The following is a 25,643-nucleotide window of genomic DNA, read 5'->3' as shown; positions in this document are numbered from 1 at the left end:
ATCATTGTCCTTGGTCTTGGGAGGCCTGGAGCCAGGTTTGGGCTTCGCCTTCGATCATTGCGACACGGCCGCCATCATCGGAATCCATGTAGATACCGAAGCGACCCGCCTGCCGTTCACGAACGTAACGTCGCAGCATGGACCGCATTTCATGGGTGGCGATCGCCTCGTAAGGGAGATCCTCGATGGAAAAGAAACGCAGGTCGGCAGGAAGCGCGATACCAGCTTGTTCACCTGCCAGTCTGGCGCGATAGACAAGGTAACCCGGATCGCTGTCTGCAACGTCAAAGACGGAATAAAGGAACGTGTTCTCAGGAAGAAGGCGAAGCGCATCGCCGCCATCGACCACGAGCTGGCTGTCGGCTTTTCGCCGACGTGCCGAAGGCAGGACCCAGCCGCCTTTGCCGTCCGAACGAAGGAGAAGGCCATCACGCGCCTCGATGAGATATCCGATAATCATGCCATGCGAGGCAAGCCATCCACTCGGCAGCGGGTCTTTCACGCTGGCGTAGCGACCGCGGCAAAAGCCGAGCGGTGCTGTCGGGCTGGTGCCGAAGGCACGCACCTGGCCGATCAGAACCGTGTGGTCACCGGCATCGACCGAATTGTAGGTCGTGCAATCGAACCATGTGAGGCTGTCGGTCAGAACGGGTGCGCCGGTATGAATACGATCATGGGTGACAGACTGGAACTTGTCGGGCGATTTGGACGCAAAGGTGCCGGAAACGTCGATCTGACCTTCATGCAGAATATTCACGGCAAAACAGCCGGAACTGGTGAAAGCTTGATAGCTGGAGGCAGACTTTGCCACGCACACGAGCAGCAACGGCGGGTCCAGCGAGACCGAGGTGAAGGAGTTGGCCGTCATGCCCCGCGGAGTTCCATCCGCATCGAGCGTGGTCACGACAGTCACGCCCGTGACGAAGGTTCCGAAGGCACGCCGCAGCGCGACAGGGTCAATGGAAGCATTCTCCAGCGCCACTATGTCCGTCATCCTGATCGCCTCCTCTTATTGTCGTTGAAAGAAGGCTATCGCGGCATGCACAGCCATTCTTCCTCGACTTCTGAGGATTGTCTGGAAAACTTCTCCTGCGAAGCATAGGAGGCGAAAAATGCCGGGAAAACGGCCTCTCCGGCGTCTGTTTTGACGTGGAATTCGATCACTTTTCGGCGGCAGCGCTGTTGTCGATAACGCCATGCAGGCGAATTGCCAGCTCGACGGCAAAACGCTTGTCCGGAGTCTCCACGTCTATGCCGAAGAGTTCCTGAATGCGTGACAGCCGGTAACGCAACGTCGTGACGTGCAGGCCAAGAGAATCAGCGCATGCCTGACTGCGGCAGCTTTCCTGAAGGTAGGTGGACAGTGTTTCCAGATAGGGTGTGCCGTTTTCCCGATCATGCACCGCGATGGCACCGACGCTTTCTTCAACGAAACTGCGGACATCACCGGCTTCCGATGCGGCAACCAGCATCGGCAGAGGACCAAAGTCCTGCGTAGAGACGGCCCCCGTTAATCCGAAAGAACGTCCGATGCGGATCATGCGGCTGCACCGCTCCCAAGCCGCCGGATAATCGGTAAGCCCGGCACAACGGTTCCCGGCAACCACAATCGGCGCCTCATCGAAATATCGGCCAAGCGCGTCGGAGATACGGCGCGTCAGTTTGGTTGTGCGTTCCTGGCGCTTGCTGACATCATAGGGAATGAGGCATACCACGCCGCCATCGGTCGCGATAAGATTTACCGGAAGCGCCGACTGGAGCATGATGCGCGACAAGGTATGTTCGACATCGACAGACGCGCCCCCGAAAGCCTTGGTCTTTTCCGGAAAGTCGATAACGATCATCTGCTGCGGTATCGAGAAATTCATACCCAGTCGCTGCGCTCTCTGAGCGATATCGCCGACATTGCGCCAACGCCCCTCGACGATCTCGAAGAAAAGTTCGGTCTGTGTTCTGGTCTCGAAACGGAAGCGGATGAAGCTTCGCATCATCTGAACGCTCAGCGCGAATTTGGCGCTATCGAGCATCAGGAGATCGAGTTCGCTGAACTCGCGCGAGGTCGGAAAGATGATCAAGGCTCCGACCAGTTGATTATCCACCATCAAGGCCTCAATCCGTGTCGTGATCCTGAAACGTTGAACGCCATCGTCCAGAAACAAGGTCGCAGCGTCCGCGGTCCCGCGCTCGACCGCGTCGCGCGCTGCCTTCATCAACGGCTTGGCGAGGCTGCCGAGGACAGCATGTTGCCAGCTGGCTTCGGTATACATCTCATTCGGGGGGCGACCGGAAATGACCTGATTGGCGGTAAAATCCACAACCACTGTGGGATTGGGCAGCATTTTGTCAACCATCGCGGAAAGCGGTGCCACCGACCCATCCCGCAAAACGTGCTCAAGCAACGATGTGTGGGAATTCAAGGCACGATCGAGACGCTGGGCTGTGCGTTTTTCAGCCTCCAGCCGATGTTCCCGCTCTACCGCGATGGCACCCATGTGAATGATGGTGCCGAGAAAGGCGAGGTCGGCGTCCGAAACATCGGTGATCTGCCGCGCGATGACGCTGAGAACCATCGGTCGGCCAGCAGCATCGTTGCAGTTCATCGGGATCACCAGCACTGTACGGTAATCGCGCTCGAACGCCTCTTTTCGGTAACCGGGAAATTCGTCGGACTCGCGGGCATCGCGAATGTAAACGGGTTCGTTGCGCTGCAATGCGATGAGTGACGGGCTTGTCGCTAGCTGCCATTTTTCCGGCAACGGCCGGTCGATCAACGTCGGATCGTAGCGGGCAATGACGTAGGCATCACCATGCGCCGCATCGATTCCCATAATCGATCCCAGCGCCCAATGAGCATGACGGCAAGCGGCGTCGATGAGGTGCTGAAGCACTGTCTGAAGGTCGCCAACACTGTTGATTTGGCTTGCTACATCGCGAAGCGACAATATTTGAGACTTCTGATCCAACACACCCGCCTTTGACATTCGTCAAACACAATGCGCGGACACGCGACGCTAGTCTACTCTGTTTCAGAGAAATATTTCAACTTCTCTTACTCAGAAGCAAAGTATGGAGAGAGCCGCCGATGATCAATGCCATGACAATGAGCAAACGCTCAAATATGCGCTATTCATAAAGCCGTGGGTCAGACGGCGCACCTGTCGCGAAACCAGCAAAGCACCGTCCGACCCTGAAAAACCAAGCTAAGCTATAGCGAGCGTCAGTTTACCTTGGCTTTTTCATGCACCGAAAGCGCCAGCACCTTCGCACCCGTGCGAATCGCGACGTCGGCATCAGGCGAAAACAGTGGCGAGTGATTGGCAGGGACAGGCTTGTTTTCCAGCTTGGCCTTTTCGATCTGCGCCGGGCTGCTTGCACCAATCCAGTAGAAGATGGAGGGAACGCCTGCCTCGATGAACTCCGGGTATGTCTCTACACCCAGATTTGGCTTTACGGCCGCAGGAACGTAGGTGATGTCCGTAAACGACACATCCAGCGATGGCTTTAAATCCTCGATCAACTGAGACGAATTCACGCCTGCGACGGCACCGCCGCCGATGCGCAAGAACTCCGGATCCGGTGCCATTGCCGATTTGGCGGCGCTATCCGCCACACGATGCATCGCATCCAGAAGCAGCTTGCGTGTTTCCGGCGATGTGGAACGCATCGTCAGCTTCAGCTTCGCCTGATCGGGAATGATGTTTCCGGCAGTTCCGGCCTGAAAACTGCCTACGGTGATGACGCCGGGTTCGCGCGGGTCTTTCTCACGGCTGACGACAGCCTGAATATCGGTCACGAAACGGGCGCCGATAACGATTGGGTCAATAGAAAGATGCGGCGCACTGCCATGCGCTCCCCGGCCCTTGAATGTGAGATCGAACGTATCCGAATTTCCGCTGAACGCTCCATCCTTGACGGTGATTTTGCCGGAAGGATCGGAATTGATATGGACTGCAAAGCCGAAATCAGGTTTCGGAAACTTCTCGAACAAACCAGCCTTCAGCATCGCCGTTGCACCGCCGCCGATTTCCTCGGCAGGTTCGCCCACCAGCAGCAAAGTTCCGCGCCACTGGTCTTTCATGTCCACCAGCATCTGCGCGGCACCAAGCCAAGCTGCCATGTGGACATCGTGCCCGCAACTGTGAGCCACGAACACCTTGGCAGAACTGTCCGTATGTCCGGGCCATTGCGTTGCTGGCACCTGAACACGACTGGCATATTCCAGCCCCGTTTTTTCCTCCATGGGAAGAGCGTCCAACTCCGTGCGCAACATGATGGTTGGTCCATCGCCATTTTTCAAAACGGCAACGACACTGGATTCGACGCCAAGCCCGAGCGTTACGTCAAAACCAATTTTTTGAAGTTCCCCGGCCAGCAATTTGGCCGTGCGCATTTCATGAAAACCAAGTTCCGGGTTGGCGTGAATGTCGCGGTAGATTGTTTGCAGTGCAGGATATTTCTGCTCGATCAGAGCATCGACATGTTTGCCATCGGCAAGCGCCGGGCCTGCGCCCAGTTGCAAGGCAAGAAACAGCAAGGCGGTGTTTGCGGGTCTCATCTTCATTCGGTTCCCCTTTGGTTTTTCCCGACATTAATGACCGGGTCATGATGGGGATGCCCTTTCGCCCGGGCATTCTCCGAGACAGAGGACAAGGGGCGTAATTTTTTCTCCTGATCAAGCTAAGCGCCTTTATATGAGGCATGCCGTGTACTCTGGTCTTCACCCTCGCCCGATCCTTGAACACATCAGCCGTTGGACATCGCCACGCTACGGCTCCTACCAATTACAGGAACCGTATTCTTCGATTTCCTCGATACTGCGGAAGATATGGCCCGGCGACACGCCCTAGACTGCGAACATGTTCAACCAATTGGCGGCGTTTCACATGACCATCGGCATCAGAAAAATTTGCACCTTCCTTGAGGAAACGATCATCGAAGGCGGCAAAGTCGCACCTCGCCCGGTCAACATCGTCGTGGTCGCCGCCATCATACAGAACCCGTGGGCCGGTCGCGGCTTTGTCGAAAACCTTCGCCCGGAAATCATCCGCATTGCGAGCGATCTCAGCCATGAAATGACCTGTCGTCTCCTTCGTCAGATGCCCTCGGACAAGATCGAGGCCTGCGGCAAGGCCGCAGCCGTCGGCGTCAACGGTGAAATCGAACACGCGTCTGCGATGATCCACACGTTGCGGTTCGGCAATCCTTTTCGAAATGCGATAGGCGGAACGAATTATCTTGAGTTTGCCAATACCCGAAATGCACCAGGTGCCCTGCTTGCCTTGCCGATGATGCACAAGAGCGAAAACGGCAAACGTTCACATTTCCTGACGGCGAATTTCCAGATCGCCGATGCACCGGGGCAGGACGAGATCATTGTTGCTATCGGCGCATCCGACAATGGACGCGCGCATGCACGCATCGCCGACCGTTTCCAAGACATCGCCGAGATGGAAGCCGAGGACGCTGCCCGGGCTTAGAACAACGCGGCAGTGCATCGATCACACCCGTACCAAGAGGAGGCAGGTATGACCGCCGAATATGCTTTGACTGTTTTTCACCACGCACTTTCCAGACTGAGCGATCCCGGTCTCTTGCGCGAACTCTCCTATATAGGCGGCCAATGGATCGCGAGCCGTGATGGTAAAAGCTTCCAGGTAACCGACCCGTCGACGGCTGAACCGATCGCCTGGGTAACCTCACTCGATGCCGATGAGACCGCGGGAGCCATTTCGGCGGCGGCAGCGGCATTCCCTTCGTGGCGGGACGTTATGCCGCAAAAGCGGGCAGATATTCTGCGCGACTGGCACAGGCTCATTCTCGATGCACGCGAAGACTTGGCTCTGCTGATTACCCTCGAACAGGGCAAGCCGCTCGACGAATCCCGAGGCGAAATCGACTATGCCGCTTCATTCGTCGAATGGTATGCGGAAGAGGGAAAACGCATCAACGCAGAGGGTGTGACCAGCCATCTGCCCAATGCCGAAATGATTGTACGGCGCGAGGCACTGGGCGTCGTCGGCATTCTCACGCCGTGGAATTTTCCATGCGCCATGATTACCCGCAAGGCCGCGGCCGGACTGGCGGCAGGTTGCACCGTGATCGCTCACCCCTCCAGTGAAACGCCGCTTTCCGCACTGGCACTGGCAGAGTTGGCCCATCGTGCCGGAATTCCGGCAGGCGTTTTCAACGTCGTGACGGGCGACGCTGCCACCATTGCCGGACGCATGAACGCAGATGCGCGCATTCAGGCCATGAGCTTCACAGGCTCCACGCAGATCGGAAGGCTGGTTGCCGGCCAATGCGCGCCAACCATGAAGCGGCTGGTGATGGAACTGGGTGGCCACGCGCCTCTGATCATCTTTGCCGATGCCGATATCGACAAGGCGGTGGACATCGCCATCAACGCGAAATTCGCGACCTCCGGCCAGGACTGCCTCGCCGCCAACCGTATCTATGTCGAGCGGCCGACGCTTGATGCTTTCGCGAAGGCCTTCAAGACTCGCATCGAGGCGCTGAAGGTTGGCAACGGACTTGAGGCGGCCGTGGAAATAGGCCCGCTTATGCATGAACGCGCCATTGCCAAGGTCGAAGAGCAGGTTGCCGATGCACTAAAACGCGGCGCTACGCTTTTGACCGGCGGCAAGCGCCATAAGGCTGGCCAGCTATTTTATGAGCCTACACTTTTGACAGATGTATCGGACAATGCGCTGATCATGCGTGAAGAAACATTCGGCCCGGTCGCCGCCGTCACGGCCTTCGACAGCGAAGCGGAGGTGATAACCCGCGCCAATGATACCGAATACGGCCTCGTCGCTTACATCGTCACCGAAAATGGCGCCCGCCAGATGCGGCTCTCCCGCGCGCTGGAGTACGGCATGGTGGCAGTCAACCGCGTCAAGATCACCGGCGGCCCAATTCCCTTCGGTGGCTGGAAACAATCCGGTCTTGGCCGCGAGGGCTCGCGTCACGGCATAGAGGCCTTCACCGAGCTCAAATATCTCTGCATCGATACGGCTGCCTGATCCCGGCGCCACATGAAACAGAAAAGGAAAAGACGATGTCCGACAGAAGCAACGAACTCACTGCCTGGGACCGCGACCACTTTTTCCATCCCTCCACGCATATGGGCATGCATGCCCGCGGCGAGGCGCCGACACGCGTCATCGCCGGCGGCGAAGGAGTCTACATTACCGACACAAACGGCAAAAAAAGTCTCGATGCCTTTGCCGGTCTGTACTGTGTGAATGTTGGTTACGGCCGCCAGAAGATCGCCGATGCGATTGCCGAGCAGGCCAAGAACCTTGCCTATTATCATGCCTATGTCGGCCATGGCACGGATGCTTCCATTACGCTTTCAAAAATGATCATCGACCGGGCGCCGGAAGGCATGAGTCGTGTCTATTTTGGGCTTTCCGGTTCCGATGCCAATGAAACCAACATAAAGCTGATCTGGTACTATAACAACATTTTGGGTCGGCCGGAAAAGAAGAAGATCATCTCGCGCTGGCGCGGTTATCATGGATCCGGCGTCATGACCGGCTCGCTGACCGGCCTACATCTTTTCCACAATGCGTTCGACCTGCCGCGTGCGCCGGTTCTGCACACGGAAGCGCCCTACTTCTTCCGCCGCCCTGACCGCTCGATGGACGAGGAACAGTTTTCGCAATATTGCGCCGACAAGCTGGAAGAAATGATTCTTGCGGAGGGACCGGATACGGTTGCCGCCTTCATCGGCGAGCCGATCCTTGGCACCGGCGGCATCGTGCCGCCGCCGGCCGGCTACTGGCTGAAGATCCAGGCCGTGCTTGATAAGTACGATATCCTGCTTGTCGCCGACGAGGTGGTCACGGGCTTTGGCCGTCTCGGCACGATGTTCGGGTCCGATCACTACGCTATGAAGCCAGCGCTGATTACGATCGCAAAGGGTCTGACCTCTGCTTACGCACCGCTTTCCGGCACGATCGTTTCCGACAAGGTCTGGCAGGTTCTGGTCAAGGGTTCAGACGAACTTGGAGCTATCGGCCATGGATGGACTTATTCGTCGCACCCAATTTGTGCGGCCGCCGGCATTGCCAATCTTGAATTGATCGATGAACTAGGGCTCGTCGAAAATGCAGGCTCCACCGGTGCTTATCTCCGCGCTGAATTGGCCAACGCTATCGGGCATCACAAGAATGTCGGAGAGGTGCGTGGCGATGGACTGATGGCGGCTATCGAATTTGTCGAGAACAAGGACGATCGCGCCTTCTTCGATCCGGCGAAAAAGATCGGGCCACAGATTGCCGCTGCACTTCTGGAACGCGGTGTCATCGGTCGCGCCATGCCACAAGGGGATATCCTAGGTTTCGCGCCACCACTTTGCCTAACTAAGGAAGAGGCCGATACCGTCGTCGAGGCTGCAGTCAGCGCCATCGAGTTCGTGGTTGGTCGCTGAATGACATCTCCTTGCTGACGGACAAGCTGCCACGCCTTCGGCGTCGTTGCTCGACCTGATATTCAAACCCCGAACGCTCGACGGACTGAGCGACAAGGATCGCAAGAAGGCAGTATCAACTCTGGCTTGCCTGTTAATGCAGGCGGCCGGTCTGGTCGTCGAGGAGATCAACGATGACCAGCACTGATTTGATTCCGACAGCGCTGCTCGCGCGCAAGGCCGTCGTTTATGTGCGGCAATCCACGCAGTCGCAGGTTATGACCAATCTGGAAAGCCAGCGACGGCAATATGATCTTGTTGACGTGGCGCGACAACGCGGCTTCAGCGACATCGCGGTGATCGACGACGACCTGGGACGCTCTGCCAGCGGAACGGTCGCGCGCGCCGGCTTCGATCGTCTCGTCGCCCTGTTGTGCGGCGGCAAAGTTGGTGCCGTTTTTTGCTTCGACGCCTCACGCCTCGCACGTAACGGCCGCGACTGGCACCATCTGCTCGAACTATGCGGCCTCGTTGAGGTCCGTGTCATAGATCACGACGGTATCTACAAGCCATGTCGGCCCAATGATCGCCTGCTGCTGGGAATGAAGGGCAGTATCAGCGAGTTCGAACTGGGCGTGCTGAGAGCCCGCATGCTGGATGCCGCCAGATCGAAAGCGCGGCGCGGCGAATTGCGACTTTCCGTTCCGTTCGGCTACATTTGGCATAGGGAAGCGGGGCTTGGACTTGATCCTGATCTGCGTCTGCAAGACGTGATCCGATCGATCTTCGCCCGCTTCCATGAGCTTGGAAGCGCACGCCAGGTGCTGCTGTCGATGACAAAAGATCAGATTTACTTCCCACGGCCGTCGGATGAGGGGCGCATGACCAACTTCGTCTGGACGCCGGTCCGTTATCGCAATGTAATCGGCATCCTCAAGAACCCCTTCTACGCCGGGGTCTACGTCTATGGGAAGAGCGAGAAGCGGACTGCCATCGTTGATGGACGAGCACGTCGCAGCTATGGGCATGGCAAGCCGGGTGGCACCTGTGAGGTAATGATCCGGGGCCGTCATGAGGGTTATATCAGTTCGGACGAGTACGAGCGTAACCAAAAAGCATTTAAGCGCCCCCGATATTTTTCCTCCGTTGAAGGATTTCCACGCACGCCATCGAACAAAATCAGGAAAGCGGCACTGAAAGAAGCGCCATACAGCGAACTGCCCATGGTCGACACAGTCGCAAACAAGGCAGCAAGCTAGATCGGAAATACCGATCCAAATCACATGCCACCAAACGGAGAAACAACGTTTCTTCGAACGATCTCCTGCGCTTACCCGCGCGCATTTCCTTAGGAGGAAATCTTATGACTGAGACGACTGTTACCAGCGGGCCTGTAGTATACGACGTCAAAGACGGTATTGCCTGGCTCCGTTACAACCGTCCTGAAAAACGGAACTGCATGAATCCGGCTCTAAACCGGGGCATGATGGAAGCCCTGACCGAACTGGAGTACCGTGATAACGTCCGGGTTCTCGTTCTAACGGGCGAGGGGGCTGCCTTCTCCGCCGGTATGGATTTGAAGGAATATTTCCGGGAGACCGAGGCGAAAGGCCTTGGGGCTGTTCGCCAGGCGCAGTCCGAAAGCTACGGTTGGTGGCGGAAGCTTCGCTGGTATCAGAAGCCAACAATTGCGATGGTCAATGGCTGGTGCTTTGGTGGCGGGTACGGTCCGCTCTTCTCATGCGATCTGGCTTTCGCGGCCGATGAAGCCCAGTTTGCTTTGTCTGAAATCAACTGGGGCATTCTTCCCGGTGGCGGCGCTACCAAGGTCGTCACCGAACTGATGTCCATGCGTGATGCGATGTACCATGCTTTGACCGGCGAACTTATTGATGGTCGCAAGGCGGCCGGGTGGCGCCTGGTGAATGAAAGCCTTCCCCTCGCCAAACTACGGGACCGCGTCAAGGAGGTGGCCAAGATCCTCATCAGCAAGAATTCCACAGCTTTGAAAGCGACAAAGGACGCTGTTCGGCGCGTTGCCGAAATGACATATGATAACGCGGAGGATTATCTCGTTCGCGCCCAGGAGGCCGCAAACTCGTTCGATGCCGGCGGGCGTAAGGAAGGGATCCGTCAATTTATCGAGGAGAAGAGCTACAAGCCAGGTCTTGGTGGTTACGACACGAGCCGCGCAGGTTGACGCCATATCCAAGAGCAATTCACCGAGACGGGCGTCTTCGCTGCTTGCGTTCCGATCACTTAGCCCTTTAACTCCTCGGAGAACCTGAAGTCGTTGCCATGGTCGCCGTGTAGCTGTGCACGGACGGAGCACGCTTCGTGACGGGTCAAACGCTCTCCAGCAAGGGAGGCTTTGCAATTCCGGGCCTGCACAATAGGCGACGAACCGCGGGACGTCGATATCATGGGATCCGGAGGGTTTCATCCAAGGCGATTTTACGCAGGCCAGCTACCGAGATTACAGATGCCCGTCCGGAAAGGCCTTTTCCAGAAAGCGGGCAAAGGCTTTGACTTTCGCGCCAGGCAGTCGGCTCGACGAGTGAAGGACCCACAGTTCAGCCGGGCGCTCCGTTGCAGGTCCCCAACTGATCAGGCGGCCAGTCGCAAGGTCCTCGGTAACCAGCACCTGCGGCAACTTGGCTGCGCCGATCCCTGTCAGGACAGCATCCCGAACCGTCGGGAACGTGGGCAGTTCGAGGACAGTCCGGGTCTGCACAACCGCGCCGTCTGGCCCTGGCATTCGCCAGGCATTGCGATCCGTGGCGCCGTTCCTGCGCACAACTGGTAACAGATACTCTGTGTCGTTGGCTTTGTCCGCCGGGGCCACGAGTGACGGGGCGGCAACGATTAGCAACTGGTCGCGCGCGAAACAACGGCCGACCAAAGTGGAATTTGGTGTCGGGTTCAGGCGGATAACGACATCGTAACCTTCTGCGACGAGCTCGACCTCGCGGTCCTCCATGATCGCGTCGAGCTTCACCTCGGGATAAGCTTTGGTGAAATCGGCTGCCAGCTTTCCGAGGAGAATTTGTCCGAAAACGGTGGGCAGGCTGATCCGCAACCGGCCGCTTGGCCGGGAGCGTCCATCGCGCAGCAGTTCCGTGACCTCGGCGATTTCGCCCAGCGGACCCGACGTTCGCGAAAACAGGGTCTCTCCCTCCGCCGTGAGATGAATCGAGCGCGCGCCTCGCTCGAAAAGGCGAACGCCCAGGCTCGCTTCCAATTCCATGACCTTGCGGGAGAGGGTCGCCTTCGGTCGACCACTCGCGCGGCTCGCTTGTGTAATGCCACCGTTCGCTGCGACCAGAACAAAGTCAGATAAAGCTTCCAGATCCATAAACGCTCCGCCTTCAATTGCATGCCGGAGGATATCACCTCAGGCTCTCGCAAGACACAGTTCGCCCTCTGCAATCGTTCCAATTTTGAGACGCAAGGTCTCACACCGGGAGCTCTGATCTCAACATTAATTGCCTTATAACGACTTCGAAAGCAACTGATCGACCCGGCAACAACGCCCCGACCAAGCTGCCAACCTGACGATTGGAAAAAGAAATGACGACTTATACATCTTTGGATCAAGCACACGCTCGCCCTGTGTTAACTATCGCTGGCAAAGTCGGTGCAGCGCTCTTTGTCCTTTGGGGCATACTGCATATGTGGGTTGGCTACGAAGGTCTCCGCCTTTACTTCGCTAGTCCCGCCCAGGATCAGTGGCGCATGTTCATCGGCGGCAGCAACGTGCCTTTTAGCTCGTTCGTGTTTCCGACCGACCCGGTAACCTCCCTCGCCCACGCCAATCTTATCCTGAACTTCAGCCTGGATGTGGCCGGTTATGGCGTACTTGGAATCATTGTTGCGTGGTTGCTGTTCACGCGTGCTTCCTGGATTGCCTATCTGCTCGGAGTGGTCCTGGTCGGCATCGCAGACCTGAGCTTCACGTTACTACTGGTCACGCCTGGCATCATCGAGCTAAACGTCGCCACCATTAGCGGCCCGGTCATCTGGTTGCTGGCAATCATTATCACGCCCTTCGGTATGCCAACGCCCTTCAAGAGCTTCGTGCAGGAAGCCATCTAAGCAAACTCACGATCAGTGATCGAAAAGATCAGGCGGTTGCGATCGCAGAGCTTGGTCCAAGCGAACGATGCAGCACGTGCCCAACATTCCGTAGGCACGTGCTGGTTTTTTCAAAAGTGACGGCGGAATATGCCTTACAAGAGAAGTTCTACGAGTCCCCAACATCATCACCGCACTGCGGTACCTTTTTGGAAAAACGTTACGACCTCGAAGCGAGTTACATTGCCCGTGCCAAGAATTCCGCCCTACGTCTATTGACCGGCCGCGTCAACATCTACACAGCAAGTCCTTCCAATATTGCCGTTTAAGTAACATAGGGCTGGTATGACTACGCGCTTTCCAGCGCGGAACGCAGATAACCATCAAGAATTGCGATCCTGACCAGGTCAAAACTCTGTCGAATAGTTCACCGGAATCCAGTCGTAGCCACTTTCATTTGTGCGCACGCGGCCAAGCCCCGGAAAGGCGAGATGTGCTCCCCCAAGCAGTGCGCCGGACTGGGCGGCGTGATCGAACAGAACGCGACGGGTCTCCGCTGCCTTTGCGTGATCGCGGTCGAAAGAGATTGTCACATCTGGCTTTGCAAACTGTACGGGACCAACATGGATGAGGTCGCCGATAACCAGCAGCCGCTCACCTTCACTCTCAACGGCGTAGACGATGCTGCCGGGTGTATGACCGTAAGCGGTGGTTGCCGATATGCCATCCAGGAACTGGGTGTTACCGTCGAAAGCCTTGAAACGGCCTGCTGCCACATACGGCCGAAGAGACGCCATCGCGCCCTCGAAGAAGCCGTCCGGGTCCCCTTCTTTGGCCTTGTTCGTTTCAGACAGCCAAAACTCGGAATCGTGGCGGTCGGCATGGACAGTTGCATTTGGAAAGACGGCCGCGCCTTCCTTGACGAGTCCGCCGACATGATCGGGATGAAGGTGGGTCAACAGGACATCGTCGACCTGTTCCGGCTGATATCCGGCCTTCTTCATGTTTTCGATAAGTTTGCCAAGCCTGGGTCCGAATAATGCTCCGGCGCCGACGTCGATGAGGATGAGACGCTTTCCGGTATTGATGAGGTAGGAGTTGAATGAGGTTTCGACGGGAACACCAAGATGAGACGCAGCCAGCGATGCCCGAGTATCTTCCCCGGGACCCGAGAGTAGTTTGTCCACGGGCAATTCAAGAGTGCCGTCACTCACCGCCGTCACTTCGAAGGAGCCGAGCATAAGTCGGTAATAGCCCGGAGCCTGGGTCCGCTGCATCGGGGCAGCGGCATTTGCTGGTGGAGCAAACGTTGGCGCTCCCAGCGGAGCTATGGCTACAAACGCAGCGAGTGCGATCGTGCGGAGTGAACATGAGGATGCAAGCTGTCTGACCATGTTGAATACCTTTCGGAAACTTCCTTCGCGACATCGTTGGCGTGCGCTTGACCCGCAAGGCGATATCGATCGATCAACATGTGGACCAATCAGAATACGCTTACAAATTGATAGTAGCGATGGTAAGTATCTCCCATGAAGATAAGAGATGCGACCCTTCGAAACCTCGATCTTAATCTCCTGCACGCTTTTTCCGTGCTCATGGAGGAGCGAAACGTTAGTCGTGCGGCAGAGCGCTTGCTGATCGGTCAACCTGGTTTATCGACGGCGCTGAAACGCTTGCGCGATGCACTTGGAGACGAACTGTTCGTGCGCGTAGGGCGAGGGCTGCAGCCGACGGCGCGAGCGCTCGCAATTGCACCGGCGATCGAAGATGCGCTGTCCGGCATCGAACGGGCGGTTCGCCCTCCAACAGCTTTTGATCCGGCGACATGGCGCGGCGAATTCCGCGTCGGAATGTGTGACAATCTGGAAATGGTTTTCTTCGGCCCATTGGCTGCGCGCCTTCGACAGGCGGCCCCCAGGGCGCGGGTTGTGGCGGTCGCTTCGTCGAAACGCGATTCCGTGCAGTTGCTCGAAGAAGGTGCCTACGACTTCAGCGTCGCCGTTCACAACGAACCAGCCTCTTGGCACATCCGACAACACCTGTTCGACCAGCATCTCCTGTGCGTCTATGACGCCAAGCAGATAAAGCTGCGGACCCCCGTAAGTCTGGCGACCTTTGCCAATGCGCCACACGTTGTCGTTTCATCGGAAGGGAATGCGTCAACGAACATCGACGCTGTAATCGAGAATGGCGGCGGCGGACGACGTGACATCGTTGCCGGCGTCTCGCGCTATGCAGCAGTTGCGCCCCTGTTACAGTCAATTCCCGCTATCGCAACGATCCCGGAAGCGATCGCTCGTTGCATGGAACGTCTTTATGGCCTGCAGGTCTTCGTCCCACCTCTTCCATTGACTGTAGAGCCGATTTCAATGCTTTATCGCCGGCTCGACCTCGCAGATGAAGGGCAGGTGTGGTTCAGGCAACTCTTTAGAGACGTCGTTGCCCATACGTTAGCCACGTCGGGATGCACGACCGCTTTGAAGAGAGAGGCAGCTTAATCCATCTCTTATAACTGACCACGTTTTGTCGTCGACATCATCGGGCGAAGCGGAAGCGCTACGAACCGATTCCGGCGCTCACCGAGCATATCAAGTCAGCATTGATGTCGGCTCGTCTTCGTCCGCCTCGGATACGACATTCTAGCTGGCTTGCAGGATCACCAATCGATAGCAAACGTGTCGAAAGAGCCTTGCTTTTGTCCCGGGGTGTCAGTTCACTTTCTGGTAAATTCGGAGGTAGTCGATATCCATGCTGACCGGGAAGATCTTGTTGTCTACGTTACCGGCCATGTCGCCGCCGATTGCCAGGTTGATGAGGAGATAGTGGGGGGTGTTGAACGGCCAGCTCGCGGCGCCCTTGCCCGGGTTGTTGTAGGTTAGATAGGACTTGCCATCGACACCGATCGAAATCATATTCTCCGTCCACGTCGCGTAGTAGGTGTGGAAGCGGCGGCAGGCATCACTGACGGTCGTTTCTCCGCCAATGCCGAACGTTCCCGCCGTTGCCTTTGTGTGAATCGTTCCGGTAATCTTGCTCGGTGCCTTCCCGACCTGCTCCATGATGTCGATCTCGCCGTTGTCCGGCCAGGGGGTTCCCTCAGGACCGAGCATCCAGAAAGCCGGCCAAGTGCCGAGGCCGCAGGGTAGACGCGCCCGGATCTCATAGTGGCCATATGTCCAACTGGCCTTACCGCGCGTAATGAGACGCGCAGACGTATAGTCCTGACCGCCGTAGTCTGCCGCCGACGTGAGCCGCTCCTTGCGAGCGGTGATGGTCAGGTTGCCGTTCGCTACCTTGCTGTTTTCCGACCGCTTAACCGAATAATACTGCTTTTCGTTGTTGTACCAGCCCGACTTGTTGGCTTCCGTGTCATAGGTCCACTTATTCGGATCGGGTAGACCGCGTCCGTCGAACTCATCCGACCAAACCAGCTTATAGCCGCTCGGCACCGAAGCACTTTGCGCCAAGACTGGTGACGCGCAGAAAAGCGCGAAAGCAAAGAACGCCGTACGCGAGGCGAAGGGTGCACTCAAGTAACTCTCCTCGATTGGAATAGACCGGTTGTTTATTGAGCAAGCAGTGTGGCCAAAATTGCCGAACCAAAATCTCCGGTCATCAGCGTTAGCCCGCCATGCAAGAGTTCGAGCGATTTTTCGACTTTGCCTTGGTGGTTGGCCCTCACGTCTGGAGATGGCAGGCGACAACATGATTTGAGATTGAGGAGACGAGGCTCGGCGCTTCCGTTCGGCAACGATCAAAGACATAGGGACATCGCGTATTGAACCGGCAGCCAGACGGCGGATTGACCGGGCTAGGCAGTTCACCACGAAGTACCAGGCGACTTCGGTCGACCGCAGGATCCGGGATGGGGACTGCCGACAGAAGGGCCTGCGTATAAGGGTGCCCTGGCGACTGGAAAATATCGCGCCTCGATGCCACCTCCACGACCTTGCCGAGATACATCACCGCCACGCGATGCGTCATGTGCTCTACGACCGCCAGATCATGACTGATAAACAGCAGTGCCAGACCGAGCCGGTCCTGGAGATCTTGTAACAAATTGACGATTTGGGCCTTCACCGAAACATCGAGGGCCGAGACCGCTTCATCACATATGATGAGCTCGGGCTCGGTGGCCAAAGCCTTGGCAATTCCTATCCTTTGCCGTTGCCCACCCGAAAACTCGTGCGGAAAGCGGCTGGAAGCATCGAGCGGTAGCCGGACGGTTTCCAGCAAGGCATCAATTCGACGATTGAGTTCAGCCCGCGAATTTGCCAAACCGAAATTGCGGATGGGCTCGGCCAAAATATCACGGACCCTCATTCGCGGATTGAGGCTTGAGAAGGGATCCTGAAAAACGACCTGGACCCTCTGACGCAAAGGCCGGAACGCCGCCGCAGAAAGATTGTCTATCCTTTTCCCATCAAGGATGATTTGCCCTGAGGTGATGTCGCCGAGCCGCAATACTGCTCTGCCGACCGTGGACTTGCCGCATCCGGATTCTCCGACCAGGGATAGGGTTTCGCCGCGATGGACCTTAAACGATACCCCATCGACCGCCTTGATGACGCCTCGTCCGCCAGGCAGCGTGAAGTGCTTCTTCAGATCGTCTACTTCAAGGAGCGGCGTTTCCATCAGGCGGCCCATGCTTCTTCTGTGTGATGACACGCCACGACGTGACGTGGCATTTTCAACTCGAGGGGCGGTGTCGCTTCGCGACAGATCGCGGTTGCAGCGCTACATCGACCAGCGAACACACATCCTTGGATGCGCTGCTTCAAGCTTGGAACCTGCCCGGGGATTTCGGCCAGGCGGGAATGCTCTCCTGTCAACGAAGAGCCGATCTTCGGAATGGCTGCCAAGAGGCCCTTCGTGTAGGGATGAAGCGGCCTGCGGAAAAGGTCCGCCACTGACGCCTCTTCTACTTTCCTGCCGGCGTACATGACCATCACGCGCTGGGCGACCTCCGCGACCACGCCGAGATCATGAGTGATCAGCATGATTGCAGCCCCCGTTCGGGATTTCAGGTCGGACATCAGTTCCAGTACCTGTGCCTGGATCGTGACATCGAGCGCGGTTGTCGGTTCGTCGGCAATGAGCAGCTTGGGGGAACAGGCGAGTGCGATAGCGATCATTACGCGCTGCCGCATACCGCCGGAAATCTCATGCGGATAACTTCTGAGCCTTGCGTGTGGATCGGAAATCCCGACCAGTTCAAGCATCTCGACGGCACGACGTTCCGCATCGGTGCGGTTCAACCCGTCATGGAGCCTCAAGGTTTCCGTGATCTGCAGCCCAAGCGTCAAAACCGGATTCAAACTGGTCATCGGCTCCTGGAAAATCATACCGATTTCCTTGCCGCGAATCTTGCGCATCTCTCGTTCCGTGAGTGTCAGGAGATCCACGCCTTCGAGCTGGATACTGCCTGCAATTTTGCCAGGTGGCTCCGGGATTAGTCGCAGGATAGAGTTTGCCGTCACCGACTTGCCGCAGCCGGACTCACCGACGATTGCCAGCGTTTCGCCCTGATCGATCGTAAACGACACGCCATCGACCGACCTGTTCACCCCGTCACGCGTGCGAAAATGCGTTTGAAGATCATCGACTTTCAAAAGGGGCATCTGGATTTCCTAACTCTTCGTCAGTCGGGGATCGAGCAGGTCGCGCAAACCGTCACCCAGGAGATTAATGGCGAGGACGGTTACCGACAGAAAAACTGCTGGAAACAGGACGATGTAGAATTTCACCTGCCAGAGCGCTTTGCCTTCAGCCATGATGTTCCCCCAGGAGGGTATGATTGATGGCGTTCCTACTCCGATAAAAGACAGGATGGCTTCCGTTATCATCGCGCTGGCGCAGATATACGTCGCCTGCACCGTCAAGGGCGCGAGTGTGTTCGGCAGAATGTGCCGCCATATGATAGCAGGCGTCCTCGTGCCGGAGGCGATCGCGCCATCGATGAACGGGCGCTCTCGCAGCGACAGGACGACACCCCTAATCAGGCGCGCTACGCGAGGAACTTCCGCAATGGTGATCGCGATGACAACGTTTCCGAGGCTTCCCCTTGTCAGCGCGAGAAGAGCGATGGCAAGCAGGATCGGCGGAATCGACATCAGGCCATCCATCATACGCATCACGATGCCGTCGAGGGGACGAATGAAGCCGGCGACCAAACCAATCGCCAGCCCGATGGAGGATGCCAGAACCGCAACGCTGAACCCAACCATCAGTGAGATTCGCGCACCGAACAGGACGCGCGAGTAGATGTCGCGTCCCAGCATATCGCTGCCGAACCAATAAACGGAAGATGGCGGGCGTGTACGCGTGGTCGGCGACAGCGCCGTCGGATCCACGGTCAAGAGGTATGGCGCGAGAAGGGCGATTAGGATCATGGTCAGCAAGATCCCGCCGCCGATCGCAATCATGGGCTCGCGAAAAACAAATCCGATCAGCCCGTTCCTGCGCCTAGTGGGTGGGATGATGTCGGGAAGAGGGGAGGCCGAAGCTTGATCGGCAACGACTTTCAAAATCCTGCTCAATAGCGAATCCTCGGATCAAGGAGGCCGTAGATGAGATCAATGCAGAGATTGACGATCACGTAGGCGAAACTGAAGAGCAACACGAGACCCTGGATCATCGGATAGTCGCGCCGCAGGATGGAATCGACCGTAAGCCTGCCGAGGCCAGGAATGACGAAGACACTTTCGGTGACGACCGCACCGCCGATCAGCGATGCTATTCCAAGCCCGATCACTGTGACGATGGGGACAGACGCATTTTTCAGCGCGTGGAGGAAGAGAATTCTTGCATTGCCGAGGCCCTTGGCGCGCGCAGTCTTGATGTAGTCCTGCTGCAGCACCTCAAGCATCGATGCCCGCGTCATCCGGGCAATCAGAGCGATGTAGCCGCTCGCCAGCGCCAATGCGGGCAGAATGAGTTTGCGGAACCAGAGCCAGGGGTTTTCGGTTGGCGGCGTATAGCCTTGAACCGGCAGCCAGCCCAGTTTCAGCGCAAACAGGTAGGCGATGAGGTAGGAGATCACGAAGACCGGGATGGAAAAGCCGAGTACCGCAAAAACCATGACCGACTTGTCAATCCAGCTTCCGGCCTTCCAGGCGGCGAGCGCGCCGAGCGGAACAGCGACTGCGACTGCGAACACGAAAGTCAGCGCCATGAGCGACAAGGTCGGCGCGATGCGTTGAGCGATCAGATCCGCCACCGGCAAATTCGAAAAGATGGATGTTCCGAGATCGCCGTGCAGAATCCGCCAGATCCATGCTCCAAAACGCACGACGAACGGTTGATCGAGGCCGAGCGTTTGGCGGATCCGTTCGACTTCTTCCGGAGTAGCCTGTTCACCGGCAATGATGCTTGCTGGATCTCCAGGGGCCAGATAGAGAAGGCTGAAGACAAAGAATGCCACGATCCCCATGACGGGGATCGTCGATAGGATGCGCCGTCCAGCAAAACTGAAAATAATTCGTCTCCACATCCACTGACCAACCTGAACGGTGCTTTGTGGCATGTTTCAAACTCCCGCTTGCGTGGCGTTGGTTGCCTAATGGTAAGCTCACGTAGCCGTCTGGAACTACAGCGTCTCCACTGGCGGCAGGGCCCAATTGGCTCCGACCGCCAGCTTTGACGCCGCTTTTGCTTCCCCAATCTGACCTTGGTGCAGGCTGGGACTTCAGGTTTTCCGGACACCCCAGAAGACGGGCGAACTTTCCACGACGCCATTGAGGTTGTTGCGGAACGCGGTTGGCTGATAATAAAAGCCAACCGGAATGAACGGCATGTCCTCGAAGGCCTGCAGCTGAATATCGCGGGCGATCGCCTTCTGCTCGGCGAGGACTGACGTTCCCATGAACTTGTCGCGCAAGCTCTCCAGCGCCTCGCTCTTGGACCACCCGATCGGGCCGGCATCGCCGAGGCCGCGCAGCAGGGAGCTGCTAAGCGGATTTGCTGTCACCACGCCTGATGTGTAGGTGATCCAGAGGTTCCATCCACCCTTGTCGATCGGCTGCTTGGAGGAGAGGCGAGGCAAAACGGTACCCCAATCCGATGTCTGGTAGTCGAGATTGACCCCGACGCGCCTTAGCATGTCGCCGAGGATTTCACTCATGGCGTTGAGTGCAGGCAGATCGGTCGGAACAACCAGAACAATTCTCTCACCGTTATACCCCGCAGCCGCAAGACCCTTCTTGACCTTGTCCAGACTGCGCGGAGAGGTGAGCACCTCCATGCCGGCATTGCTTGCGTAAGCCGTGTCGGGTGGAAAGAAACCGACATTGTCCTTCCACAAGCTCCGGTCGTCTCCCATGGTGGCCGTCATGAAGTCGGACTGATTGATCCCAGCCAGCAATGCCCGGCGAATGGCAGGATTGTTGAACGGTGGCAAGAGGTGGTTGAAGCGGACTTGGCCGACAAAACCAGCCTTGTCCATAATCTTGACGGCGATGCCGTCATCCCCCTTGAGCATGGGGATGAGGTCAGGCGTTGGCTGTTCCCACCAGTCTATCTCGCCTGACATGAGTGACGCGGCTGCCGTCGCTGCGTCCGGCATCGTGTGCCACTCGACACGCTCGACATTGACATGCTTGCCGCCCGCCATAAGGCTCGGCGCCCCATCGCGCGGAACATAGCCATCGAAACGTTCGTAGACGGCGAGTTGACCCGGGTTGCGCTCCTTTGCGATGAACCGGAAGGGACCGCTGCCGACCATCTCGGTGACCTGCTTTGACGGATCGGTGTTCGCGAGCCGCTCGGGCATGATGAAACAACCACCATTGGTGATGCCAAGCGTGAAGGGGAGGATCGGGAATGGCCGTTTGAGACGAATTTGAACAACCTTGTCAGAGGCCGCGCTCATCTCATCGGTCATGGCCTTCAGGGTCTTGCCGACTTGGCCGATTTTGCACCAGCGTTCGATGCTTGCGACGACATCCCTGGCGAGAACCGGCGAACCATCATGGAACGTCAACCCGTCGCGAAGGGTGATTTTCCAGGCGAGGCCATCGTTTTCGACAACATGGCCGGCGACCATCTGCGGCTGCGGGGCATAGTTGGCGTCCAGTCCCCAGAGCGTGTCGAAAACCATGTATCCGTGATTACGGGTCACCAGAGCCGACGTCATAACCGGATCAAGCGTCGCCAAATCGGCCTGAGGAACGAATTTGAGCACCGAGGCGGAGGCGCTTCTACCGATGCTAGGTAGTGCAAGGGAAAGGACCCCAGCGCCTGCGGCCTTTAGGAGAGTACGACGATAGACCATGACCATGTTCCCTCATTTGTTATTTTGCTATATCATACACCAAAATTCGAACTTGCAAGCGATTTTTGCACAATTGGGCGCCTAAACGGCGCGAAAGTCGCATAAATGTGATCGATAAAGAGTAAAATGTCTTTTACGCCCTCTGAGAGGTAGATGGCGATTCGATGGAAAACTATCAAATGAAGATCGCAAGCGACGGAAGAACTTCATTTTGGTATATCAAAACAGCCGAATTTCAGTCGAGCTGTTCCTCCGGCAATTCATCAGAGCGATGTGCCAGACTCAGTCCTGGTGAACTGTCCGAACTATTCCGTACTCGCCTTACGACGACCAGCCCGTTTGCCTAAACCTCTGGGTACCATTTGTCCGGATCGGAATTGTTCGAGAATGCGATAGGAGCCCTCTCGCAGATCTCTCACAACAAGTTCTCCGACTTCGGCGGGCGAGCGCCTGATCAGTGCGTCAATCATCAGCAAATGCGGATGAACATCGGACGCGGCTTGCCGAATGTTGGGGTACTGGTTGTTGACAAACGGCCCGACGAGTAGCCAGAGATTCTCAATCACGCTGATCAAAATCTCGTTGTTCGAGGCATGATAGATGACGAAGTGAAATTTCTGGTTGGCCACTTGGGCCGCTTTCCAGTCTTCGCCGGCCTCGGCCTCCATGAACAGTTTATGGAAGTGGCGCATCTCGTCTATCTGCTCGGAAGTTATATGGACAGCGGCCTGTTCACCGGCAAGCCGTTCCAGGGGCACGCGCGTCTCACGGATTTTAATATACCGCTCCAGAGTTAAAACCGGAACACGTGGCTGGTAGCCATGGCGAAGTTCGAGCGCGCCCTCTCTGACGAGTTGGATGACAGCTTCACGAACAGGCGTCTGAGACGTTTCGAAGGTATTGGCGAGACCGCGAATGTTCAGGCGTTGGCCCGGCTCATAAAAGCCGGTCATCAACTGCAAGCGCAACCGAGCGTAGATACGTTGCGAGAGGCTGTCGCGCGACATCGCCGTGTCGTCGGTCGGCTCCAACTCTTCCGGCGCTGCAGAATTCGATCCTTCCACTATGACCTCTCAATTCGGCAGCTGGGCCGGTGGAATTGCAACAACAGGCACCCGACTGTCCTGCTCAACGGCAAACTCGCCATCCTATGTCATCGGGAAATGGCAGGCATAAGAAACGCTGCCGTCCTGTACCATAGGTGGTGCGGTTGTTGAACACAGCGACTGCGCTTTCCAGCATCTTGTGCGAAACCGGCAGCCGCTTGGCGGATCGGCGGGGCTTGGTGGATCCCCTTGCAGCATGACTCGGCGACGTTCGCTTTCCTGGTCGGGATCCGGCACTGGCACGGCGGACAAAAGTGCATGCGTATAAGGATGTCGCGGTCTCGCGAAAATTTCGTCTCGGGGCGCTATCTCGACGATCTTGCCGAGATACATCACGGCGACGCGCTGGGAGATGTGGCGAACGGTCGACAGATTATGGGCGACGAAAAGATAGGAAAGCTCGAACCTCTCCTGCAGGTCGGACAGCAAATTCAGAACGCCGGCCTGGATGCTGACGTCGAGTGCCGAAACCGGCTCGTCCAGAAGAATGATTTCCGGCCTGATGGCCAAGGCGCGGGCAATCCCAATGCGTTGGCGCTGGCCGCCAGACAACTGATGAGGAAACCGGTCCGTATAATCCCTGCTCAGGTTGACGAGATCGAAAAGCTCTTCGACCCGTGCGCGTGTCTCACCGCGATTTAGCTTCAGCATGCGCAGCGGTTCTGCGACAATCTCACCGACACGCATACGGGGATGGAGTGACGCCGAAGGGTCCTGGAAGACGACCTGTATACGTCGCCGTTGCTGACGCATCTCCTCGTGAGAAAGCTTGGCAAGATCGACGCCATCGAGGTAGACCGCCCCGGAGCTCGGATCGGTCAATCGGAGAATACATTTCGATAGCGTGGACTTGCCGCATCCAGACTCGCCAACAAGACCAAGGGTCTCGCCACGCGCAATGTCGAAGCTGACGTCGGAAACGGCGCGAATAGCCGAACCCCCAGCAAACGCGGATCTGCTCGCCGGGAACTCCTTTACGAGGTTTCTAACGGACAAAATCGGGCCAGCGGACCGTAGGCCGGGAGCAGGCACGACCGGGGATGTGTTCCTATGTTCGATCATGCGAAGGCCTTTTCCGGTGTGTAGGATGGAAGCTCCTCAGCGAAATGGCAGGCAGACAATTCCTGGCGCACTGGACGCAGCGTCGGCCGTTCGAACGAACAGCGTTCGCGCGCGAACGAACATCGAGGGTGGAAGGCGCACCCGGGCGGCATGTTGAGGATCGTGGGCGGCGCGCCGCCGATGTCGGTCAAGCGGCCAATCGGGCCGGAGATTGCGGGTAGAGACCCCAACAAGCCTCGAGTATAGGGATGGGCTGGCGTGTAGAATATCTCGGCGGCCGTACCGCATTCCACGACCGATCCCGCGTACATGACCGAGACACGTTCGGCCATTCCAGCGACGACACCGAGGTCATGGGTAATCAGGATGAGGCCGAGCCCGTGATCACGGCAGAGCGCTTTCATCAATTCGAGGATCTGGGCCTGGACCGTGACATCAAGAGCCGTCGTCGGTTCGTCGGCGATAATGAGTTTTGGACGGTTGGCGATTGCCATGGCAATCACGACACGCTGGCGCATGCCACCCGAAAACTCATGCGGATATTGTTCCATCCTCTGCTCGGGGAAAGGGATGGCGACATCGCGCAAGAGTTCGATTGCCCGGGCTCGGGATGCCTTTAAGGACAGTGCAGGGTTGTGAAGCCGGATCGCTTCGACAATTTGCGTTCCTACCCGGATCACGGGATTGAGGGCCGTCATCGGGTCCTGGAAGACCATCGACATCTGGCCACCTCTGATACGCCGCAACTCTCTTTCGGGCCTGCCAATCAGTTCAACACCTTGAAAGCGCGCAGAGCCCGTAACTCGCGCGGATGCCGGTAGCAGCCCCATGATCGCTCGCATGGTGATGCTCTTGCCCGAACCCGACTCTCCGACGAGGCTCATAATCTCGCCCGCGGTGAGCGACAGGCTCACTCCCCGAACCGCCTCGATGTAGCCGTCCGGTGCACGAAAGGAGATTTTTAGATCCTCGATTTCCAACAGAGCCTGTTCATTTTTCATGTTGCCGACCTCGGGTCTAGGATATCACGAACGCGGTCACCGATGAAATTAAGCGCAATAACGACGCTGAGGATCGCCAATCCGGGTGCCGCGGCGATCCACCAACTGTAGAAATTGACCGAGCCTTCCGAAATCATCGCCCCCCACTCCGGTATCGGCGGGGACGAGCCGAGACCGATGAAGCTCAACGAGGCCGTCAAAAGCACAACCTGACCAAAATCCATGGTCGCGTTGATGAGGACAGGCGTCCAGGAAAGCGGCAGGATATATTTGAGCAGAACCCGCGCTCGCGTCGCACCGGATGCGACCGCGCCTTCGACATGATCCATATGCTTGACGCTGTTGACCTGCGCCTGCATCAGCCGCGCATAAATCGGCCACCAGACGATGATCATGGCGATCGCGGCTGTCCACAGGCCCGGACCGAGTGAAACAGCGACAGCCATGGCGAGAAGCATGGGAGGGAAGGATACAGTGACATCGACAAGACGCATGATGATGGTATTGGTCCATCCGCCGAGGAACCCTGCAAGTGCACCAAGAAACGATCCGAACCCTGCACCGACCGCGACGACAAGGACGGCAATCGGAAGAGAGCGCACTGCGCCATACATCGTGCGGGAAAAGACATCGCGACCGAGGCTATCGGTGCCGAACAAATGCTGCAGGCTCGGAGGCTGCAGCCTTCGACCGACCATTTCCAAGGGATCGGCGGG

21 protein-coding genes and 1 pseudogene are annotated in these 25,643 nt (G+C 57.3%); 7 read left to right on the top strand and 15 right to left on the bottom strand.

The genetic code is table 11. The features are described 5' to 3' along the window. Position 1 precedes the first annotated feature (1 nt). The 3 genes from AC5I5B_RS06535 to AC5I5B_RS06525 form a co-directional block, all read right to left on the bottom strand. Positions 2-994 (bottom strand): flavin reductase, encoded by a 993-nt coding sequence (locus tag AC5I5B_RS06535; protein WP_495752592.1) that lies wholly within the window; start codon positions 992-994, stop codon positions 2-4. A 166-nt stretch (positions 995-1,160) separates the two neighbouring features. Next, positions 1,161-2,963 (bottom strand): helix-turn-helix domain-containing protein, encoded by a 1,803-nt coding sequence (locus tag AC5I5B_RS06530; RefSeq protein ID WP_495752591.1) that lies wholly within the window; start codon positions 2,961-2,963, stop codon positions 1,161-1,163. A gap of 254 nt (positions 2,964-3,217) precedes the next feature. Further along, the gene (locus tag AC5I5B_RS06525) at positions 3,218-4,534 is read right to left on the bottom strand and encodes an amidohydrolase (protein WP_495752590.1); all 1,317 of its coding nucleotides are present in this window, start codon (positions 4,532-4,534) and stop codon (positions 3,218-3,220) included. Positions 4,535-4,883: 349 nt separating this feature from the next. On the opposite strand from AC5I5B_RS06525, the gene AC5I5B_RS06520 reads away from it, so the two are divergent. The 5 genes and pseudogenes from AC5I5B_RS06520 to AC5I5B_RS06500 all read left to right on the top strand — a co-directional run bounded on the left by AC5I5B_RS06520 (position 4,884) and on the right by AC5I5B_RS06500 (position 10,613). After that, positions 4,884-5,477, top strand: a complete 594-nt coding sequence (locus AC5I5B_RS06520; RefSeq protein WP_495752604.1) for an amino acid synthesis family protein — start codon at positions 4,884-4,886, stop codon at positions 5,475-5,477. 48 nt (positions 5,478-5,525) lie between these two features. Next, positions 5,526-7,022, top strand: a complete 1,497-nt coding sequence (locus AC5I5B_RS06515; protein ID WP_495752589.1) for an NAD-dependent succinate-semialdehyde dehydrogenase — start codon at positions 5,526-5,528, stop codon at positions 7,020-7,022. Positions 7,023-7,057: 35 nt separating this feature from the next. Next, entirely contained in the window at positions 7,058-8,434 is a 1,377-nt protein-coding gene (locus AC5I5B_RS06510; protein ID WP_495752588.1) for an aspartate aminotransferase family protein, read from the top strand. Between the two features lie 173 nt (positions 8,435-8,607). Next, positions 8,608-9,549: pseudogene (locus AC5I5B_RS06505) on the top strand (recombinase family protein); the annotation flags it as partial. 227 nt (positions 9,550-9,776) lie between these two features. Continuing rightward, positions 9,777-10,613, top strand: a complete 837-nt coding sequence (locus AC5I5B_RS06500; RefSeq protein WP_495752587.1) for a p-hydroxycinnamoyl CoA hydratase/lyase — start codon at positions 9,777-9,779, stop codon at positions 10,611-10,613. A 276-nt stretch (positions 10,614-10,889) separates the two neighbouring features. On the opposite strand, the gene AC5I5B_RS06495 is transcribed toward AC5I5B_RS06500, so the two are convergent. Further along, a complete protein-coding gene (locus AC5I5B_RS06495) occupies positions 10,890-11,768 on the bottom strand; it encodes a LysR family transcriptional regulator (RefSeq protein ID WP_495752586.1) in 879 nt (292 codons plus the stop codon). A gap of 215 nt (positions 11,769-11,983) precedes the next feature. On the opposite strand from AC5I5B_RS06495, the gene AC5I5B_RS06490 reads away from it, so the two are divergent. Further along, positions 11,984-12,508: a hypothetical protein gene (locus AC5I5B_RS06490; protein WP_495752585.1), complete on the top strand. Its 525-nt coding sequence runs from the start codon at positions 11,984-11,986 to the stop codon at positions 12,506-12,508. Between the two features lie 386 nt (positions 12,509-12,894). Here AC5I5B_RS06490 and AC5I5B_RS06485 read toward each other — a convergent pair whose 3' ends face one another. After that, positions 12,895-13,728, bottom strand: coding sequence for an MBL fold metallo-hydrolase (locus AC5I5B_RS06485; protein WP_495752584.1), 834 nt, complete (start codon positions 13,726-13,728; stop codon positions 12,895-12,897). A gap of 288 nt (positions 13,729-14,016) precedes the next feature. Between AC5I5B_RS06485 and AC5I5B_RS06480 the strand changes: the two genes are divergently transcribed. After that, positions 14,017-14,985 (top strand): LysR family transcriptional regulator, encoded by a 969-nt coding sequence (locus tag AC5I5B_RS06480; RefSeq protein WP_495752583.1) that lies wholly within the window; start codon positions 14,017-14,019, stop codon positions 14,983-14,985. A gap of 210 nt (positions 14,986-15,195) precedes the next feature. Here AC5I5B_RS06480 and AC5I5B_RS06475 read toward each other — a convergent pair whose 3' ends face one another. The 10 genes from AC5I5B_RS06475 to AC5I5B_RS06430 form a co-directional block, all read right to left on the bottom strand. Beyond that, positions 15,196-16,020, bottom strand: a complete 825-nt coding sequence (locus AC5I5B_RS06475; protein ID WP_495752582.1) for a glycoside hydrolase family 16 protein — start codon at positions 16,018-16,020, stop codon at positions 15,196-15,198. A 145-nt stretch (positions 16,021-16,165) separates the two neighbouring features. Continuing rightward, positions 16,166-17,122: an ABC transporter ATP-binding protein gene (locus AC5I5B_RS06470; protein WP_495752603.1), complete on the bottom strand. Its 957-nt coding sequence runs from the start codon at positions 17,120-17,122 to the stop codon at positions 16,166-16,168. Beyond that, positions 17,122-18,108 carry an ABC transporter ATP-binding protein gene (locus AC5I5B_RS06465; protein ID WP_495752581.1) on the bottom strand — a complete coding sequence of 329 codons (987 nt, stop codon included), beginning with the start codon at positions 18,106-18,108 and terminating at the stop codon, positions 17,122-17,124. The genes AC5I5B_RS06470 and AC5I5B_RS06465 overlap by 1 nt, the downstream gene beginning before the upstream one ends. Before the next feature lie 9 nt (positions 18,109-18,117). Then, a complete protein-coding gene (locus tag AC5I5B_RS06460) occupies positions 18,118-19,026 on the bottom strand; it encodes an ABC transporter permease (protein ID WP_495752580.1) in 909 nt (302 codons plus the stop codon). Further along, complete coding sequence (locus AC5I5B_RS06455) at positions 19,023-20,012, bottom strand: ABC transporter permease (RefSeq protein WP_495752579.1); 990 nt, start codon at positions 20,010-20,012, stop codon at positions 19,023-19,025. Before AC5I5B_RS06455 ends, AC5I5B_RS06460 begins: the two co-directional genes overlap by 4 nt. A 162-nt stretch (positions 20,013-20,174) precedes the next feature. Further along, positions 20,175-21,758, bottom strand: coding sequence for an ABC transporter substrate-binding protein (locus tag AC5I5B_RS06450; RefSeq protein ID WP_495752578.1), 1,584 nt, complete (start codon positions 21,756-21,758; stop codon positions 20,175-20,177). Between the two features lie 305 nt (positions 21,759-22,063). Beyond that, entirely contained in the window at positions 22,064-22,822 is a 759-nt protein-coding gene (locus tag AC5I5B_RS06445; RefSeq protein ID WP_495752577.1) for a GntR family transcriptional regulator, read from the bottom strand. Between the two features lie 84 nt (positions 22,823-22,906). Beyond that, positions 22,907-23,896 (bottom strand): ABC transporter ATP-binding protein, encoded by a 990-nt coding sequence (locus tag AC5I5B_RS06440; protein WP_495752576.1) that lies wholly within the window; start codon positions 23,894-23,896, stop codon positions 22,907-22,909. A 26-nt stretch (positions 23,897-23,922) separates the two neighbouring features. Next, positions 23,923-24,927, bottom strand: a complete 1,005-nt coding sequence (locus AC5I5B_RS06435; RefSeq protein ID WP_495752575.1) for an ABC transporter ATP-binding protein — start codon at positions 24,925-24,927, stop codon at positions 23,923-23,925. Continuing rightward, positions 24,924-25,586, bottom strand: a complete 663-nt coding sequence (locus AC5I5B_RS06430; protein WP_495752574.1) for an ABC transporter permease — start codon at positions 25,584-25,586, stop codon at positions 24,924-24,926. Before AC5I5B_RS06430 ends, AC5I5B_RS06435 begins: the two co-directional genes overlap by 4 nt. Positions 25,587-25,643: the final 57 nt, after the last annotated feature.

The organism is Agrobacterium sp., from assembly GCF_059499945.1.
The sequence above is the reverse complement of the archived record's forward strand: the minus strand, read 5'-3'. Positions and strand labels throughout refer to the sequence as shown.